Genomic DNA, 14,771 nt, shown 5'->3' on the forward strand with positions numbered 1-14,771 from the left:
CAAGCAGTGAACAGCCTGGCGCGCAACGAGTGCGCAAGCCGCCAACAGCGTTCCGCCCGGCGCCGCGCGGGGCATAATGAGTGAACACGTGCTGTGGCACCGGGTTCGCGGGGCCGTCCAAACGCATGTTGCGCCGCTCTTGCAGGGCACGGGTTTTGCTCGTCACGAAATCTCCGCGCCCAACAGGAGGCACGCCGTGACGAGCACCGTCAACGACGAGATCAACAACAGGACGAAGGTCGGCACCGTCACCGGCGGGCAGCCGACTCCGCACGTGCAGGTCGCGATCATCGGCACCGGGATGTCCGGCATCGGGGTCGCGATCAAGCTCAAGAAGGCCAAGGTCAACGACTTCGTGCTGCTGGAACGCGCGGGCGAGGTCGGCGGCACCTGGCGGGACAACACCTACCCCGGCGCCGCCTGCGACGTGATGTCGCTGCTGTACGTCTACTCGTTCGCCCAGAAGTCCGACTGGGGCGCCAACTTCGCCACGCGTCAGGAGCTTTTCGACTACCTGGTGGAGATCGCCGACCGCTACGGCGTGCGCCGGCACGTGAAGTTCCACCACGAGGTGCTCGGCGCGCAGTGGGACGAGAAGCTGCGCCGCTGGAACATCCAGACCTCGCAGGGCAACTACACCGCGCAGGTCCTGGTCGCGGGCACCGGCTACCTTTCCGACCCCAAGCTGCCGGATGTCCCTGGCTTCGCGGACTTCCAGGGCAAGGTCATGCACTCGTCCAAGTGGGACCACGACTACGACCTCAAGGGCCGCAAGGTCGCCGTCATCGGCACCGGCGCCTCGGCGATCCAGTTCGTCCCGGCGATCCAGCCCGAGGTCGGGCACATGGACCTCTACCAGCGCACCGCGCCGTGGATCATGCCCAAGCCGGTCAAGGCCAATAAGGGTCTGCACGGGTGGGCCCTGAAGAACTTCCCCGGATACCGTGCCTTCCGCCGGGGCTTCAACAAGCACGGCCGGGAGATCCTGATGTTCCTGTTCTCGCGCCCGGCGCTGGCCGAGAAGGCGGTGGGTGCGCAGGCGCTCAAGCACCTGGCCAAGAGTGTCCCCGACGAGTCACTGCGGGCTCGGCTGACCCCGAACTTCGCGGTGGCGTGCAAGCGACTGCTCTTCTCGAACAACTGGTACCCGGCGATCCAGTCGGACAACGTGAGCATCATCGACGGTGAGATCACCAAGGTGACCGCGAACGGGATCGTCGGCTCCGACGGCAAGGAGCGCGAGGTTGACGCGATCATCCTGGGCACCGGCTTCCTGGCCACCAAGCGGCCGATCGCCGCGCAGCTCACCGGTGCCGGCGGCGTCACGCTCGAGGAGCACTGGGACGCCGGTGGCATGAAGGCCTTCCGCGGGTCCACCGTGCCCGGCTTCCCGAACCTGTTCCTGATGCTGGGCCCGAACACCACGCTGGGCCACTCCTCGCAGAGCCTGATGATCGAGGCCCAGGTGAACTACGTCGTCGAGGCCGTCAAGACGATCAACAAGCGCGGCCTGGCCAGCGTCGAGGTCCAGCCGGAGGCCGTCGAGGCCTACAACGCCGTGATCGAGAAGAACCTGGTGGGGACCGCTTGGGACCCGCAGACGTGCAACAGCTGGTACGTCGACTCGACCGGGCGCAACCCGTCCCTCTGGCCGGCGAAGGTCAGCACTTTCGAAAAGGGAACGAAGAAGTTCGACGTGCAGGCGTACCAGGTGGCCACCTCGGCCGGTGCGGAGAAGCACGCGAACGTCCAGGCGTGAGTCTTTGTGGAGGGGATTGATGAGCAGCAGCGCACACTCCCGGCGCGGTCTCCTGAAGGGGATCGGTGCCGGTGCGGTTGTGGCCGGCTGGAGCGCGGCGACCGGTTCGTGGGTCACGGCGGAGGCTTCGCCCGCCGCCGGGTCCTACGCCCCGGTGCCGCCCTTGGACGGCACGTTGACGGCCACCTCGGGTGTCCTCGACGAGTTCGCCAAGGACTGGGGCGGGTTCATCACGGCGCGGCCGCAGGCGGTGCTGCGGACCGGGTCGGTGCAGGACGTCGTGAAGATCATCAACTACGCGCGGGCCAACCGGCTCAAGGTCGCGGTCAACGGCCGCAGCGGTGAGTCGCCGGACCTCGAGTCGCACTCGTTCTACGGCAACGCGTTGACCGCGGGCGGGATCGCCATCGACGGCAAGGGGTTCGACCGGATCCACAGCATCACCTCGTCCTACGCCGTCGTCGGTGGCGGCGTCTCCCTGCATGACCTTGCAGCGGCCACTTTGGACCGTGGCCTCATCGTTCCCTCGCAGACCGACTACATCCGCCTGTCGGTCGGCGGTGTCGCCAGCGTCGGCGGTTTCGGTGGCACGGTGCACAAGTTCGGGCTGTTCTCCGACACCATCGACGAGATCGAGGTGGTCACCGGGGACGGCCGGGTGCTGACCGCGTCCGGCACCAACCGCCCGGACCTGTTCAACGCCGTGCTCAACGGCTGCGGCCAGGTCGCGGTGATCACCAAGGCCAAGGTGCGGCTGATGCCCGCGCCCGCCACGATCCGCGTGTACACGTTGAACTACAACAGTTTGGCGGTGTGGCAGGCGGATCAGGAGTTCCTGATGCGCGACGGCCGGTTCGTCCACCAGAGCGGGGGTTTCACGCCCAAGCCGGACGGATCCGGGTACTGGTACCAGATCGAGGCCGGGTTCCACTACTCCGCCCCGACCGTGCCCAACGACGCCGCGCTGCTGTCCGGGCTGCACGACGAGCGGGCCACGCTGGCCCAGTTCGACTCGCCGTTCCGGGACTTCGTCAACCGGGTGGACCCGTACGAGCAGGCCTGGAAGGAACAGGGCCTGTGGTCGACGCCGCACCCGTGGCTCAACATGGTCGTACCGGCGTCGAAGATCCAAAGCTTCGTCTCGTCGGTCTTGGCAGAGCTGCCTTTCGACGGGCTCGGCGGCGGCTTCTCCATCATGGCGCCGTTCCCGACCGCGCGGGTCAAGCACCCGCTGTTCGCGCGGCCGAACGAACCGGTCGCCTACCTGGTCGACCTGCTGCGCATGCCGCTGCCGGGCGACACCACCGTGCCCGCCCAGCTCGCGCAGAACCGCCGGTTCTACGACCGGCTGGTCGCGGCGGGCGGCAAGCGTTACGTGATCGGCGCGATCCCGGGGATGACGCCGGCCGACTGGAAGCGCCACTTCGGTCCCGCGTGGGACTTCCTGGTGGCCGCCAAGCGGCGCTACGACCCGGATCGCATCCTCAGTCCCGGTTGGGGTTTCTTCGCCTGACCCGTCTGGTCCTGCTCGCCGTGGGACAAAGGGTGGGGGTTGGGGCCCCTCGGGAGGCCCCTTCCCTCACTCCAATCTGACCGAACTAGGAGGGCTCCGCAGTGAGCGGCTACGACATCATCGACGAGGCTTACATCGACTCCTCACCGGACCTGGTCTGGAACGCGCTCATCGCGGAGCTGAGCGGCGCGGCGGGTTTCTGGGTGCCGTTCAACACCTTCGAGGCCACCGGGTCGCCGGATGAGCTGGGCAGCAAGGTGAACTGGACGGTGCACCCGAAGGGCAAGGACAAGGGCGGCCCCAAGCTGCGGTTCACCTCCCGCACGGTCGCGGTCGACCCCGGCCGCCGGCTGACCGCCGAGTACTTCGAGGGCGTGTTCCGCGGCACCGCGGACTTCACTGTGACGCCGGTGAACGGCGGTCTCGCGACCCGCATTGCCTTGCACTTCAAGACCCAGCCGCAGGGCCTGGCCAAGGTCCTGGGCAAGGTGGCCGACATCGGCCAGAAGCACTCCGAGGCCACCCAGCTCGCGTTCAGCAACCTCGGCACTCTGGTCGGCGGCCGCCACACCACCAACGGAGTCCACAAATGAGCGCCCCCACAGCTCCCCGGTCCCTGACGGTCAAGACGGACGACGGCGCCTCGCTGGCGGTGACCGTCCACGGATCCGGTGGCACGACCGTGGTTCTCTCCCACGGCTGGGCCGCTGCCCGCGCTGTGTGGGATGACGTCGTGTCCACTGTGGTCGCTGCTGGCCACACAGTCGTGACGTACGACCAGCGCGGTCACGGACAGTCCACAATGGGTTCTTCACCGATCGCCATCGATCGCCTGTCCCAGGATCTGGAGTCTGTTCTGGCTTCCGTGGACGCGACTTCAGCGGTGGTCGTCGGTCACTCCGGCGGCGGGTTCGCCGCGATGTCCCTCGTGGTGCGGGACTCTTCCCGGGTCCGTGGTCTGGTGCTGCTCTCGACGGCGGCCAACGACCAGGACACCCCGGACAGCGAAGTGAAGCTGATGGGCAACCCGGTGTTCTCGTGGGCGATCCGCCGGGGGCCGTTGGGACGCAAGATGATCAGCAGCACTGTGGGCCCGCGGATCTCCAAGAACGCCCTCGAGGCCCACCGTTCGCTGTTCGCCGGGACGTCCAGGCACGTTCGCGCGGCGTGCTTCCGGAGCTCGCAGGGCATGGACCTGCGGTCCGCCTTGGCTTCCGTCACGCTGCCCGCGATCGTGTTGCACGGGACCGTCGACAAGGTCATCGACGCCTCCCTGGGCAAGGTCGTGGCGGGCACGTTGCCGAACGCCGAGTACGAGGAGATCTCCGGCGCCGGGCACATGCTCCCCCTGGAAGCCCCCGACGAGGTCTCGGCCGCCATCCTCAAGCTGGCCTGAGCCCTTTCAAAGCCTCTCATCCACGTTGGTCATGGATGAGAGGCTTTACCTTATTTTCCTGACCAGCCCGGTGTACCCGGCGAGCGCCAGAGTCGCCAATGCCCACACAGCCGCCTGCAGCAACCAGATCACGGCCGTGAACCACTGCCCCGCCGTGCTTGAGGTGTCGAGATCGCACTTGGTTCTGATGCCGGTGCTGGCCAACGGAAGACCGCGGTCGATACCCAAGCCGATGAGTTCCACAGTCGAGCACTGCCCGGTCGCTGTCGGCCGCTCGGCGGCGAACCGGTTGGGCCCGGTGGATGTGTGCCCGGCCCACAACCCCAACACACCCGCGAACATCAACACCAGCAGCAAGGTCAACGCCGTCCTCCGGGTCCGATACCCATATCCGGCAAGCAAACCCCATGCCGCATGCGTGAACTTGCTCAGCGGGCCACCGAGTTCGCCGCGAGCACGATGGTCCCGCTGTTGGTCCATCAGGATCGTGCGCGCGTCACCGTCATGGCCCGCCGCGGTGCGTGTCGCAGCAAGCTGCTGGAATGGCTGGGGTAGATAGCTCTCGGTGTTGAAGCGCAACCACTGCAGCCACCGTTTCCAGTCCACACCACTGATGTCGGTGTACGTGAAGCCGTCAACGAAGAACTGCTTGCCCGGTTCGATCAGGTCCGGCGGGCAGATCACATAGGCGCAGCGGGCGCTGTCCAGGTTGAGCACCAGCGAATCGGTGCTGTCTATTCGCAACCCATGGAAGTCGAACGCCCCAGTCACCTGAGCGCCTTTGAAGACCACAGTGCCCCTGTCTCCACCGCCCGTGGCTGTGCATCCGCGATGGAAGACGACCTGGTCGCCCACCCGGAGCCGCTCCGCTCGCACGGCTGGGACACCGGCACCGACCATTTCCGCCCCCGTGAAGGACAGCGAGCCACCGATCTGGGCGCCCGCCAGATCCAGCGCACCAGGCCAGTTCCCGCCGGTCAGCACCACGCCGCCGAGGATGTTCAGCGAGCCGTCCACGCGCAGTTGTCCCGCGCGGAGGGCCGGTCCTGAGGTGTTGGTGATCCGGGCATCGTCGATCAGCACAAATCCTTTGATGTGGGCGATGGTCAGGTTCACCGCCCCGGCCCGTCCTGCCCCCGTCGCGGAGAACCCCTTGCGCATCCGCAGTGCCCCCTCCACAGTGAGCCGCTCAGCGTTCAACGCGGGCCCCACTGTGTTGCTCAATGTCGCATCGCTGAAGGACAGCGAACCGCCGATGCGCGCGCCCATCAGGTTCACCGCGCCTCGCTCGCCGTCGCCGTGCACGGTGAACTTGTAGCGAAGATGAAGCGCGCCATCCACTTGCAGCCCGCTCGCATAAAGGCCCGGCAGGTGCGTGCCGGTCAGGTCGATCCGTGGGAAATGGGCGTTGTGAAACAGGGCGACGTCATCGAAGACGCTGTGCCGCAGGTACAGCCCTACCGGAGCGTGGATGTGGGCGACATCAAGCTTGCCGGTGATCCGGGCGTGTGAGATGCGGATCCCGTGCGGGTCGATCTCCCCGTGCCTGCCCAGCAGCAGCTCGCGGATCACCTCACCGCGGATGTGGTACCTCGGGTCGTCGGTGTCCTTCAGGTCGTCCGGGCCAAGGGTGCCGCAGGTGAGCCAGACGCCGAGGCGGGCGGCGTCGATCAGTTTCCGCTCGGTGTCGGTGAGATCCGTGAGCATGCCGGGGTGGTCCACATCTGACATGTGGACATCCAGGCACAGCTTGTTACTCGCCGTGCCTGGATTCGCCCGAATGGAGGTCAGTAGCGGTAGTGGTCCGGCTTGTAGGGGCCTTCGACGTCCACGCCGATGTACTCGGCCTGCTCCTTGGTGAGCTTGGTCAGGCGGGCGCCGACGGCCTCGAGGTGCAGGCGCGCGACCTTCTCGTCGAGGTGCTTCGGCAGGGTGTAGACGTCCCGGGCGTAGGAGCCCGGCTTGGTGAACAGCTCGAGCTGCGCGATCGTCTGGTTGGCGAAGGAGTTCGACATCACGAAGGACGGGTGACCGGTGGCGTTGCCCAGGTTCAGCAGGCGGCCCTCGGACAGCACGATGATCGAGTGCCCGTCGGGGAAGACGAACTCGTCGACCTGCGGCTTGATGGTGATCCGGCGGATGCCCGGGGTGGCGACCAGGCCGGCCATGTCGATCTCGTTGTCGAAGTGGCCGACGTTGCCGACGATGGCGTTGTGCTTCATCTGGGCCATGTGGTCGGCGGTGATGATGCCGAAGTTGCCGGTGGTGGTGATGAACAGGTCGGCCTTGTGCACGACGTCCTCGAGCAACACGACCTCGAGGCCCTCCATCGCCGCCTGCAACGCGCAGATCGGGTCGACCTCGGTCACCACGACGCGAGCGCCCTGACCGCGCAAGGACTCCGCGGCGCCCTTACCGACATCGCCGTAGCCGCAGACGACCGCGAGCTTGCCGCCGAGCATCACGTCGGTGGCACGGTTGATGCCGTCGGCGAGCGAGTGGCGGATACCGTACTTGTTGTCGAACTTGGACTTCGTGACGCTGTCGTTCACGTTGATGGCCGGGAACAACAGCTCCCCGTCCTTGGCGAGCTTGTAGAGCCGCTTGACGCCGTTGGTGGTCTCCTCGGAGACACCGCGGATCCCGGCCGCCAGGCGGGTGAACCGCTGCGGGTCGGCGGCGAGGCTCGCGGTCAGCGTGCGGAGGATGATCTGGTACTCCTCCGGGTCGGTGTCCGCCGGCGCGGGCACGGCGCCCGCCGCTTCGAACTCAACACCCTTGTGCACCAGCAGAGTCGCGTCGCCGCCGTCGTCGACGATCAGGTTCGGCTCGAACTGGAACAGCTGGTCCGTGCACCACCAGTACTCCTCAAGCGTCTCACCCTTCCAGGCGAACACCGAGGTCCCGGACGGCGCATCAACAGTCCCATGTGGACCGACGACGACCGCGGCCGCCGCGTGGTCCTGCGTGGAGAAGATGTTGCAGGACACCCAGCGCACCTCGGCGCCCAGCTCGACCAGGGTCTCGATCAGCACGGCGGTCTGGATCGTCATGTGCAGCGAGCCCGCGATCCGCGCGCCCCGCAACGGCTTCGCGTCGGCGTACTCGCGGCGGATGGCCATCAGGCCCGGCATCTCGTGCTCGGCGAGCTGGATCTCCTTGCGGCCGAACGCGGCCAGCGAAAGGTCCGCCACGGCGAACGACAACCCGTTGACGGTCTGCGAACGAGACAAAGGGCACCTCCCTTGTCAGGAGGCGCCCTTGTCCGAATATCGGATGGAGCCGAGCGTGGCGGACCCCCAAAGATCCGTTGCAGCGCCTCTCGGCCCATATCCAGGGTGGCAGCACTTCGACGAGATTGTCAACCGACGTCGAAGTTGGCCATCATCGCCATGTCCTCGTGCTCCAGGTTGTGGCAGTGCATCATGTAGCGGCCCTTGAACCCGTCGAACCGCGCCAGCACCTCGACCGTTTCGTACGGCCGCACATCCACGGTGTCCTTCCAGCCCGCGTCCGACGGCAGCGGCTTGCCCGCCCCGCGCTTGACCACCTGGAAGTGCGCCAGGTGCAGGTGCACAGGGTGGTGGAAGTCACTCGAGAACCGCCACCGCTCGACCGTCCCCAGCTTCGGCTGCGCGAGGCTGTCGGTCACCGAGAACGGCGACCCGTTGATCGTCCACATCGTCATCCCGTCCCCGGACGAGGACCGGAAGTCGAAGGTCCGGGTGGTGACCGCACCGTCCAAAGCAGACACGTCGGCCAGCCGCTCCGGCAGCGCAGAACGCTTCCCGGGCCGGACCACCTTGAACCGCATGACCTGCCCGGTCCCGCCGGAGTCCAAGGTGTTCAGCAAGGTCACCTCGGTCCCCACCGGGAACACGCCGAAGTCGACGACCACATCGAACCGCTCCCCTGGCGACACCGGAAGCTCCTTGTGCCGGACCGGACGGCCGAGCAGCCCGGAATCGCTCCCGATCTGCACCAACTCCCCCTGCGACAAGGACAACGAGTACCGCCGGGCGTTGGACGCGTTCAACACCCGGAACCGGTACAGCGAAGCGTCCACTTCGAACACCGGCCAAGGCGCCCCGTTCACCAGGATCACGTCACCCAGCACGCCGTTGGCAAAAGCTTCCGTCACCCCAGGACCGTGATGCGCGGCCGGGTACACAAAGGACCCATCGGCGCCGAACGCCCGATCGCAGATCATCAACGGAACATCGTGGTCCCCGCTCGGCAACCCCAGATTCTCCTCCTCCGGCGACGAGACAATGGCCATCCCAGCAAGGCCGCGCCACACCTGAGGAGCGGTGTAGTCCATCCGATGGTCGTGATACCACAGCGTCGCCGCGCGCTGCTGCAACGGATACACGTACTCCTTGGTACCACCGGGAACCACGAGGTCCGTCGGATACCCATCGGACGAAGACGGCGTCACGCCACCGTGCAAGTGCGTGGAAGTGGGAACGTCCAAGGAGTTCCGCAGCTGCACAATGGCCTGACGGCCGGACTGCAACCGGAACAGCGGACCCGGAAAGAGACCGTCATACCCCCAGATCTGAGTCTTCACCCCAGGAAGGATCTCCACATCGGACACTCGCTGCACCACCGAGTAGTAGTCGGCGTCAGCGGTGACCCGTGCCGGCCGCGCAACGGTGGGCAGCGGCAACGGCACGGCGAAAGGCGGCGGCAGGCGCGCGCTGGTCAACAGTCCACTGGCCGAAGGGCGGTTCACCACAACGAAACCGGTGGCCCCCACGACCGCCGCCCCGGCCAGCAGCCCCAGAAACCCCCGGCGCGTGGTCACGACCGCTCCTTGCCGTACCCGAAGGCCGCAGTGAGCAGCCGGAGTCCCATGGTGAACATGCCCACCCCCAGGGGTATGTGCAGCCACAGGACCCGGCTCCCGCCGAACGCCATCTGCGCGATGGTGACCACGATCGCGATTACGCCAAAGAGGATCAACCGGCCGGACGCCTTGTCCGCCACCACCAGCACGACCGACGCGAGCACCCACAGCACCGCCGAGAACAGCACCACGGCCGCGTTCACCTGGTGCATGGAAAGCATGCCGAGATCACCCGTGACGAACAGGCCGGCGAAGACCGCCTGGGCGAACACGGATAGCGCGAACACCACCCCCGCGAGCCGTAACGCCCACAGCGCCACGGGTCCCACCACTCGAGTTCTTGTCATAGTTGCCACAGCGGCGATCCTGGCGCCCGGACACCGGCACGCGCGTCGCACGCGGGAAGACAAAACGCCATACTCCCCGGGTAGTACCCGGCCGGGTGAGCTACATCCGCGGCGGTACTGTGCGCCCGGCATGATCGGGCTACGCTGCGCTGGTGGGGAAGTTTCGCCAGGTCGCCGTGGACTTCGGGCCCGGTCTCGCGGTCGTGGTCCTGCTGGTGGCCAACACGGTGCTGGCGCCGCACGACGCTCCGCCGCTGTTCGTCTACGTTCTGTTGATCGCGGCGTCGATGTCGCTCGCGCTGCGCCGGTTCTTCCCGGTCGCCGTGCTGATCTTCACCGAGGTCAGCACGTTCACGGTGTATGTGATCGACCGTCCGGACGTGGCAGTGGCGTTGCCGGTGCTATGCGCGTTGTACGCGATGATCCGGCTGGGCCCGCGGATGGTCGGCATCGCCAGCGCGGTGGTCTACCTGGCCGGCCTGATCGCCGTGAACGTGGTGGTGATCCCCGGACACCCCAGCCGTGAGGACCTGCAGGCCCGGTTCCTGCTGCTGGGCTGGTTCGTCGCGGCCGTCGTGCTGGCCGAGGCGGCGCGGCTGCGCGAACGCCGGGCGGCCGAGCTGGCCCGCAGCCACGAGGAGACGCTGCGCCGCCGGGCCGGTGAGGAACGCCTGCGGATCGCGCGGGACCTGCACGACTCGTTGACGCACAGCATCTCGGTGATCAAGGTCCAGGCCGGGGTCGCCATCCACCTGGCCCGCAAGCGCGGCGAGGAGGTGCCCGACTCGCTGGTCGCGATCCAGGACGCCAGCCGGGATGCCATGCGGGAACTCCGCGAGACCCTGGAGGCGCTGCGCGGCGAGCCGGAGACCAGCGGCCTGGACCGGCTCGACGACCTGGTGGAACGCGCCCGGTCCACCGGTCTGCCGGTCGAGGTGCACGTCAGCGGCCACAAACGCCGCCTGCCACAGGACATCGACCGGGCCGCGTACCGGATCGTCCAGGAGGCCTTGACGAACGTGACCCGGCACGCGGGCGCCGCCACCGCCGCGGTCCACCTCACGTACGGACGGACCGGGCTGATCGTGCGCGTCGACGACGACGGCCAGGCAACCCCTGATCTGACGCCGATTCCCGGGGTCGGCCTGATCGGGATGCGGGAGCGCATCACGGCTTTGGGCGGCACGTTGTCCGCTTGTCCCCGTCCCACCGGAGGTTTCCGGGTGCACGCGGAGCTTCCGGTCGCATGATCCGCGTACTGCTGGTCGACGACCAGGTGCTGATCCGGGCCGGTATCCGGGCCCTGCTGGCCGCCGAGGACGACATCGAGGTGGTCGCCGAGGGCGCGAACGGGCAGGAAGCCGTTGACCTGGCGGCGAAACACCGGCCGGACGTGGTGCTGCTGGACGTGCAGATGCCGGTCATGGACGGGATCGAGGCCACCCGCCGGATCTCGGCCGCGCCCGGGCTGACCGGCGTGCACGTGGTGATCCTGACCAACTACGGCCTGGATGAGTACGTGTTCAACGCCTTGCGGGCCGGGGCGAGCGGGTTCCTGGTCAAGGACACCGAACCCGACGACATGCTGGCCGCCGTCCGGGTCGCCGCCCGCGGGGACGCGCTGCTTTCCCCCGCGGTCACGCGGAGACTGATCAGCGAGTTCGTGAAACGCACTCCCCCGGCCAGTGTCCGCGGCCTGGAGGAGCTGACCAACCGGGAGCGCGAGGTGATGGCGTTGGTGGCCAAGGGGTTGACCAACGACGAGATCGCCGGCGAGATGGTGATCAGCCCGATGACCGCGAAAACCCATGTCAGCCGCGCGATGACCAAGCTGGGTGCGCGGGACCGGGCCCAGCTGGTGGTGTTCGCCTACGAGTCCGGCCTGGTCAAGGCCGGATCATGAGACCCAGATGCGCAGCGGCCCCACGGTCTGGAAGCCGTGCCGCACCGGCTCGGTGACGTCCTGCTCGTAGCCGACCACCGGCAGGCCCGGCCAGATCTCCGAGATCGCGGCCGGCACCCAGGGCCACACCGATCCCTCCACATTGGACACACCGATGGCGTCCCCGCTGTGGTTGATCACCGCCCGGGAATCGCCGCACGCGAGTACCCGGACGAACGGGTCGTCCGGGTACTCGCCGGGATCGATGACCTGCCAGGGCAGATCGGTGGTCACCGCCGCGGCATCGTGGTAGATCCACTGCGCGTCGAAGAGAACGGAGAAGCCGTCCCCGCTCAGGTCGAGCGTGGCGAAGCTGTCCTTGACCGACGCGCCCGGCGAGCGATCGATCTTGTCCAGCACGTCGGCCTGCGGGGACAAGGTGACCGCGTCCGGGTAGTACATGGGTGTCCGTTGTGGACTCACCCAGGCGTCGTCGAGGAACTCCCCGTCGATCCCCCGCGCACGGCAGACCGTGTCGCACCAGACCGCATTGTTGTACGCGGCAAGCTTCATGAGATGGTCGAGCCAGACACAGCCGGTTTCTCCCCCGTGCCGAGATAGAAGATCCCCTTGATCGTCTCAAACCCGTCGCTGCGGTTGCGCCGCAGGGTTGATCCCTCGATGCTCATCGACCCGGACCGGTCGTTGCTGACGAAGAACACCGCGCCGCCGCCTTCGTTGGCGTGGTTGTCCTCAACAATCGAACCGGCGATGCGGACGGTGAACTTGTCGCCGTCGGTGTAGATCGCCCCGCCGCTGCCGCCACCGGGAGTGCCCGGCCGGGCCGGGTTCGCGCCCCGGCCGATGGCGTTGTTGCGCCGCAGCACACTGTTCAGCACGATGAAGGTCACGTGCAGGCCGCTCAAAGCGCCGCCGTTGGCACAGGAACCGTCCTCGAACGTGCTGCTCACAACGTAGACCGGCGCACTACGAGCCTGGTTCACCCGCAGGCCGGCGCCGCCGAGGTCGGGACCGTTGGCCGCGCACCGGTTCTTGGCGAACCGCGCGTTGACCACCTTGACCTTGCCACCGCGGACATACACGGCGCCGCCACCGTCGTCGGTCGCGGAGTTGCCGTCCGTGAACGAGATGTTCTGCAGCACGAGCTGCGGACCGCTCTGGTTGGGCACATCCATCACCAGGATCTGCCGTTTGCCGCCACCACTCAGTGTCACCCGGCCACCACCGTCGAGCACGATCTTGGGGCCCGCCTTGACCTTCGCGGTGTCGGTCATCGTGATCGTCGTCGCCGCGGGGCCACAGTTGAACGTGATCACCCCACCTGCCGCGACCGCCGAGACAACCGCCTGTGACGTGCAGCTGTCCGGAGTTCCGGTGCCGATCACACGGCTGGGCCTGGACGTGTCCTCCGCCTTGGCCTCAGCGGGAACCGCGGCCTTCCCGGCCGGGTTGCCGAACTGCGCGGGCGGAGCGGCCGGTGGCGGCGGTGCCGCAGGTGGCGAGGCCGACGCGGACGCGGATGCAGCCGCCGAGGAGAGCGTGGAAGCCGATGGCGGCGGCAAAACAGGCGTCGACAGGCCTGCGGACAGCTCCAACCGCTCCGGAACGCTGATACCGGGCGTAGTCGTGCCACAACCGGCTAGCAGCGCTAGCGATAACAGAATGGTCAACGGACGACGCACGGCCGACACCCTAGCCCCAAACGGCGGCCCCCGGGCAAGTTCCCCCAGGAGCCGCCGAGAACACGGTTACGGCTGCGGCTGTTGGTGAATCACACGTCAATGAACTTCAGCTTGCGCGCGGCGTCCAGGAACGCGGCGATCGCGGTGTCGAGGTCCTGGCGGGAGTGCGCGGCGGTGATCGCGATGCGCAGCCGGGACAGGCTCGGCGGGACCGCGGGGGTGATCACCGGGATGCCGATCACGCCGGCCCGGCGCAGCTCGGTCGAGTAGTCGAAGGCGTTCTCCGAGGAGCCCACGATCAACGGCACGACGGCGGTCTCGCTGTCGCCGGTGTCCATCCCGGCCTCCTTGAGGATGTCCCGGAACCGGGTCGACTCCTGCTGCGCGTACTGCACCCGCCACGGCTCCTTGTCCAGGATCCGCAACGACTCCAGGCCGGCGCCGAGCTGGGCCGGGGCCAGCGCCGCGGAGAACAGGAACGGGCGGGCGGCGCGCTTCATGTAGTACATGAAGTCCTCGGGACCGACCAGCCAGCCGCCGTTGGCCGGAATGGCCTTCGACAGCGTGCCGACCTTGATGTCCGCCTTGAACTCGTAGTTGAAGTGCTCCTCGATGCCGCGGCCGGTTGCGCCGATGACGCCCAGCGCGTGCGCCTCGTCCACCATCAGCAGCGCGTTGTGCTTGTCGCACACCTCACGCAGCTCCGGCAGCGGGGCGATGTCACCGTCCATTGAGTACACACTGTCGACGATGACCAGGATCGTGCCGGTCTTGGTGACCTCGGCGAGCCTGCGGTCGAGGTGGCCTGCGTCGTTGTGCCGGAACCGGGTCACGGTCGCGCCGGACAGCTGGGCGCCGTCCACCAGGCTGGCGTGGGCCAGCTTGTCCAGCACGATGGTGTCGCCGGGGCCGGCGACCGCGCCGATCGTGCCGATGTTGCCCGCGTAGCCGGAGGAGAACACCAGGCCCTTGTCCCGGCCGAGGAACTTGGCGACCTCGTCCTCGAGCTCCTCGTGCAGCGGCGTGGTCCCGGCCAGCGCACGCACACCCGGCAGGCCGGTGCCGTACTTCTCGACCGCGGCCTGGGCAGCGCCGACGACCCGCGGGTCGCCGTTGAGTCCAATGTAGCCATAGCCGGACATCATCAGCAGCTTCTCGCCCTCAAGGTCCACGTACGGCGTGTTCCCATACGGGGTGTACGGCATGAAGCTGTTGCGCCTGATGGGTTCCCACTCGAGAGCCTTGACCCGCTTGCTGAGCGCATCGATCTTCGGCTGAACGTACTTCCAGGCTTCAGACTCACTCACGGTCCTTCTCCTCCA

Annotated in this window: 13 protein-coding genes and 1 riboswitch; of the genes, 6 read left to right on the forward strand and 7 right to left on the reverse strand. The window is 67.5% G+C overall.

Translation table 11 applies throughout. The features are described from left to right. Nucleotides 1-196: 196 nt before the first annotated feature. From AB0J95_RS24545 to AB0J95_RS24560, 4 genes are all read left to right on the forward strand, one after another. Nucleotides 197-1,759 (forward strand): NAD(P)/FAD-dependent oxidoreductase, encoded by a 1,563-nt coding sequence (locus AB0J95_RS24545; RefSeq protein ID WP_364761977.1) that lies wholly within the window; start codon nucleotides 197-199, stop codon nucleotides 1,757-1,759. A 19-nt stretch (nucleotides 1,760-1,778) separates the two neighbouring features. After that, nucleotides 1,779-3,272, forward strand: coding sequence for an FAD-binding protein (locus AB0J95_RS24550; protein WP_364761980.1), 1,494 nt, complete (start codon nucleotides 1,779-1,781; stop codon nucleotides 3,270-3,272). A 101-nt stretch (nucleotides 3,273-3,373) separates the two neighbouring features. Continuing rightward, nucleotides 3,374-3,865, forward strand: a complete 492-nt coding sequence (locus AB0J95_RS24555; RefSeq protein WP_364761983.1) for an SRPBCC family protein — start codon at nucleotides 3,374-3,376, stop codon at nucleotides 3,863-3,865. Continuing rightward, nucleotides 3,862-4,668 carry an alpha/beta hydrolase gene (locus tag AB0J95_RS24560; protein ID WP_364761986.1) on the forward strand — a complete coding sequence of 269 codons (807 nt, stop codon included), beginning with the start codon at nucleotides 3,862-3,864 and terminating at the stop codon, nucleotides 4,666-4,668. The genes AB0J95_RS24555 and AB0J95_RS24560 overlap by 4 nt, the downstream gene beginning before the upstream one ends. A 45-nt stretch (nucleotides 4,669-4,713) precedes the next feature. Here the strand turns inward: AB0J95_RS24560 and AB0J95_RS24565 are convergent, their stop codons facing one another. The 4 genes from AB0J95_RS24565 to AB0J95_RS24580 all read right to left on the reverse strand — a co-directional run bounded on the left by AB0J95_RS24565 (nucleotide 4,714) and on the right by AB0J95_RS24580 (nucleotide 9,837). Next, the gene (locus AB0J95_RS24565) at nucleotides 4,714-6,399 is read right to left on the reverse strand and encodes a hypothetical protein (protein WP_364761989.1); all 1,686 of its coding nucleotides are present in this window, start codon (nucleotides 6,397-6,399) and stop codon (nucleotides 4,714-4,716) included. A 56-nt stretch (nucleotides 6,400-6,455) separates the two neighbouring features. Beyond that, nucleotides 6,456-7,901: an adenosylhomocysteinase gene (gene ahcY / locus AB0J95_RS24570; RefSeq protein ID WP_364761992.1), complete on the reverse strand. Its 1,446-nt coding sequence runs from the start codon at nucleotides 7,899-7,901 to the stop codon at nucleotides 6,456-6,458. Between the two features lie 13 nt (nucleotides 7,902-7,914). Then, nucleotides 7,915-7,998, reverse strand: a riboswitch (S-adenosyl-L-homocysteine riboswitch). Between the two features lie 31 nt (nucleotides 7,999-8,029). Then, nucleotides 8,030-9,475 (reverse strand): multicopper oxidase domain-containing protein, encoded by a 1,446-nt coding sequence (locus AB0J95_RS24575; protein ID WP_364761995.1) that lies wholly within the window; start codon nucleotides 9,473-9,475, stop codon nucleotides 8,030-8,032. Further along, nucleotides 9,472-9,837, reverse strand: coding sequence for a hypothetical protein (locus tag AB0J95_RS24580; protein ID WP_364761998.1), 366 nt, complete (start codon nucleotides 9,835-9,837; stop codon nucleotides 9,472-9,474). Before AB0J95_RS24580 ends, AB0J95_RS24575 begins: the two co-directional genes overlap by 4 nt. Before the next feature lie 179 nt (nucleotides 9,838-10,016). Between AB0J95_RS24580 and AB0J95_RS24585 the strand changes: the two genes are divergently transcribed. Together AB0J95_RS24585 and AB0J95_RS24590 are read left to right on the forward strand one after the other, a co-directional pair. Further along, nucleotides 10,017-11,114: a sensor histidine kinase gene (locus AB0J95_RS24585; protein ID WP_364762001.1), complete on the forward strand. Its 1,098-nt coding sequence runs from the start codon at nucleotides 10,017-10,019 to the stop codon at nucleotides 11,112-11,114. After that, nucleotides 11,111-11,767: a response regulator transcription factor gene (locus AB0J95_RS24590; protein ID WP_364762004.1), complete on the forward strand. Its 657-nt coding sequence runs from the start codon at nucleotides 11,111-11,113 to the stop codon at nucleotides 11,765-11,767. Before AB0J95_RS24585 ends, AB0J95_RS24590 begins: the two co-directional genes overlap by 4 nt. On the opposite strand, the gene AB0J95_RS24595 is transcribed toward AB0J95_RS24590, so the two are convergent. From AB0J95_RS24595 to AB0J95_RS24605, 3 genes are all read right to left on the reverse strand, one after another. Then, nucleotides 11,762-12,319 (reverse strand): hypothetical protein, encoded by a 558-nt coding sequence (locus AB0J95_RS24595; RefSeq protein ID WP_364762007.1) that lies wholly within the window; start codon nucleotides 12,317-12,319, stop codon nucleotides 11,762-11,764. The genes AB0J95_RS24590 and AB0J95_RS24595 overlap by 6 nt on opposite strands. After that, a complete protein-coding gene (locus tag AB0J95_RS24600) occupies nucleotides 12,316-13,449 on the reverse strand; it encodes a hypothetical protein (RefSeq protein WP_364762010.1) in 1,134 nt (377 codons plus the stop codon). The genes AB0J95_RS24595 and AB0J95_RS24600 overlap by 4 nt, the downstream gene beginning before the upstream one ends. A gap of 89 nt (nucleotides 13,450-13,538) precedes the next feature. Next, on the reverse strand, nucleotides 13,539-14,756 hold the full coding sequence (locus AB0J95_RS24605) for an 8-amino-7-oxononanoate synthase (protein WP_364762013.1): 1,218 nt from the start codon (nucleotides 14,754-14,756) through the stop codon (nucleotides 13,539-13,541). Between the last annotated feature and the right edge of the window lie 15 nt (nucleotides 14,757-14,771).

This window comes from Actinocrispum sp. NPDC049592, from assembly GCF_040675465.1.
Classification (GTDB): Bacteria; Actinomycetota; Actinomycetes; order Mycobacteriales; family Pseudonocardiaceae; genus Kibdelosporangium.

Excerpts from the sequence above, each read along its gene's own strand:
- AB0J95_RS24550 (WP_364761980.1), top strand. The coding sequence starts at position 1,779 with ATGAGCAGCAGCGCACACTCCCGGCGCGGTCTCCTGAAGGGGATCGGT.
- AB0J95_RS24560 (WP_364761986.1), top strand. The coding sequence starts at position 3,862 with ATGAGCGCCCCCACAGCTCCCCGGTCCCTGACGGTCAAGACGGACGAC.
- AB0J95_RS24565 (WP_364761989.1), bottom strand. The coding sequence starts at position 6,399 with ATGTCAGATGTGGACCACCCCGGCATGCTCACGGATCTCACCGACACC.
- AB0J95_RS24590 (WP_364762004.1), top strand. The coding sequence starts at position 11,111 with ATGATCCGCGTACTGCTGGTCGACGACCAGGTGCTGATCCGGGCCGGT.
- AB0J95_RS24595 (WP_364762007.1), bottom strand. The coding sequence starts at position 12,319 with ATGAAGCTTGCCGCGTACAACAATGCGGTCTGGTGCGACACGGTCTGC.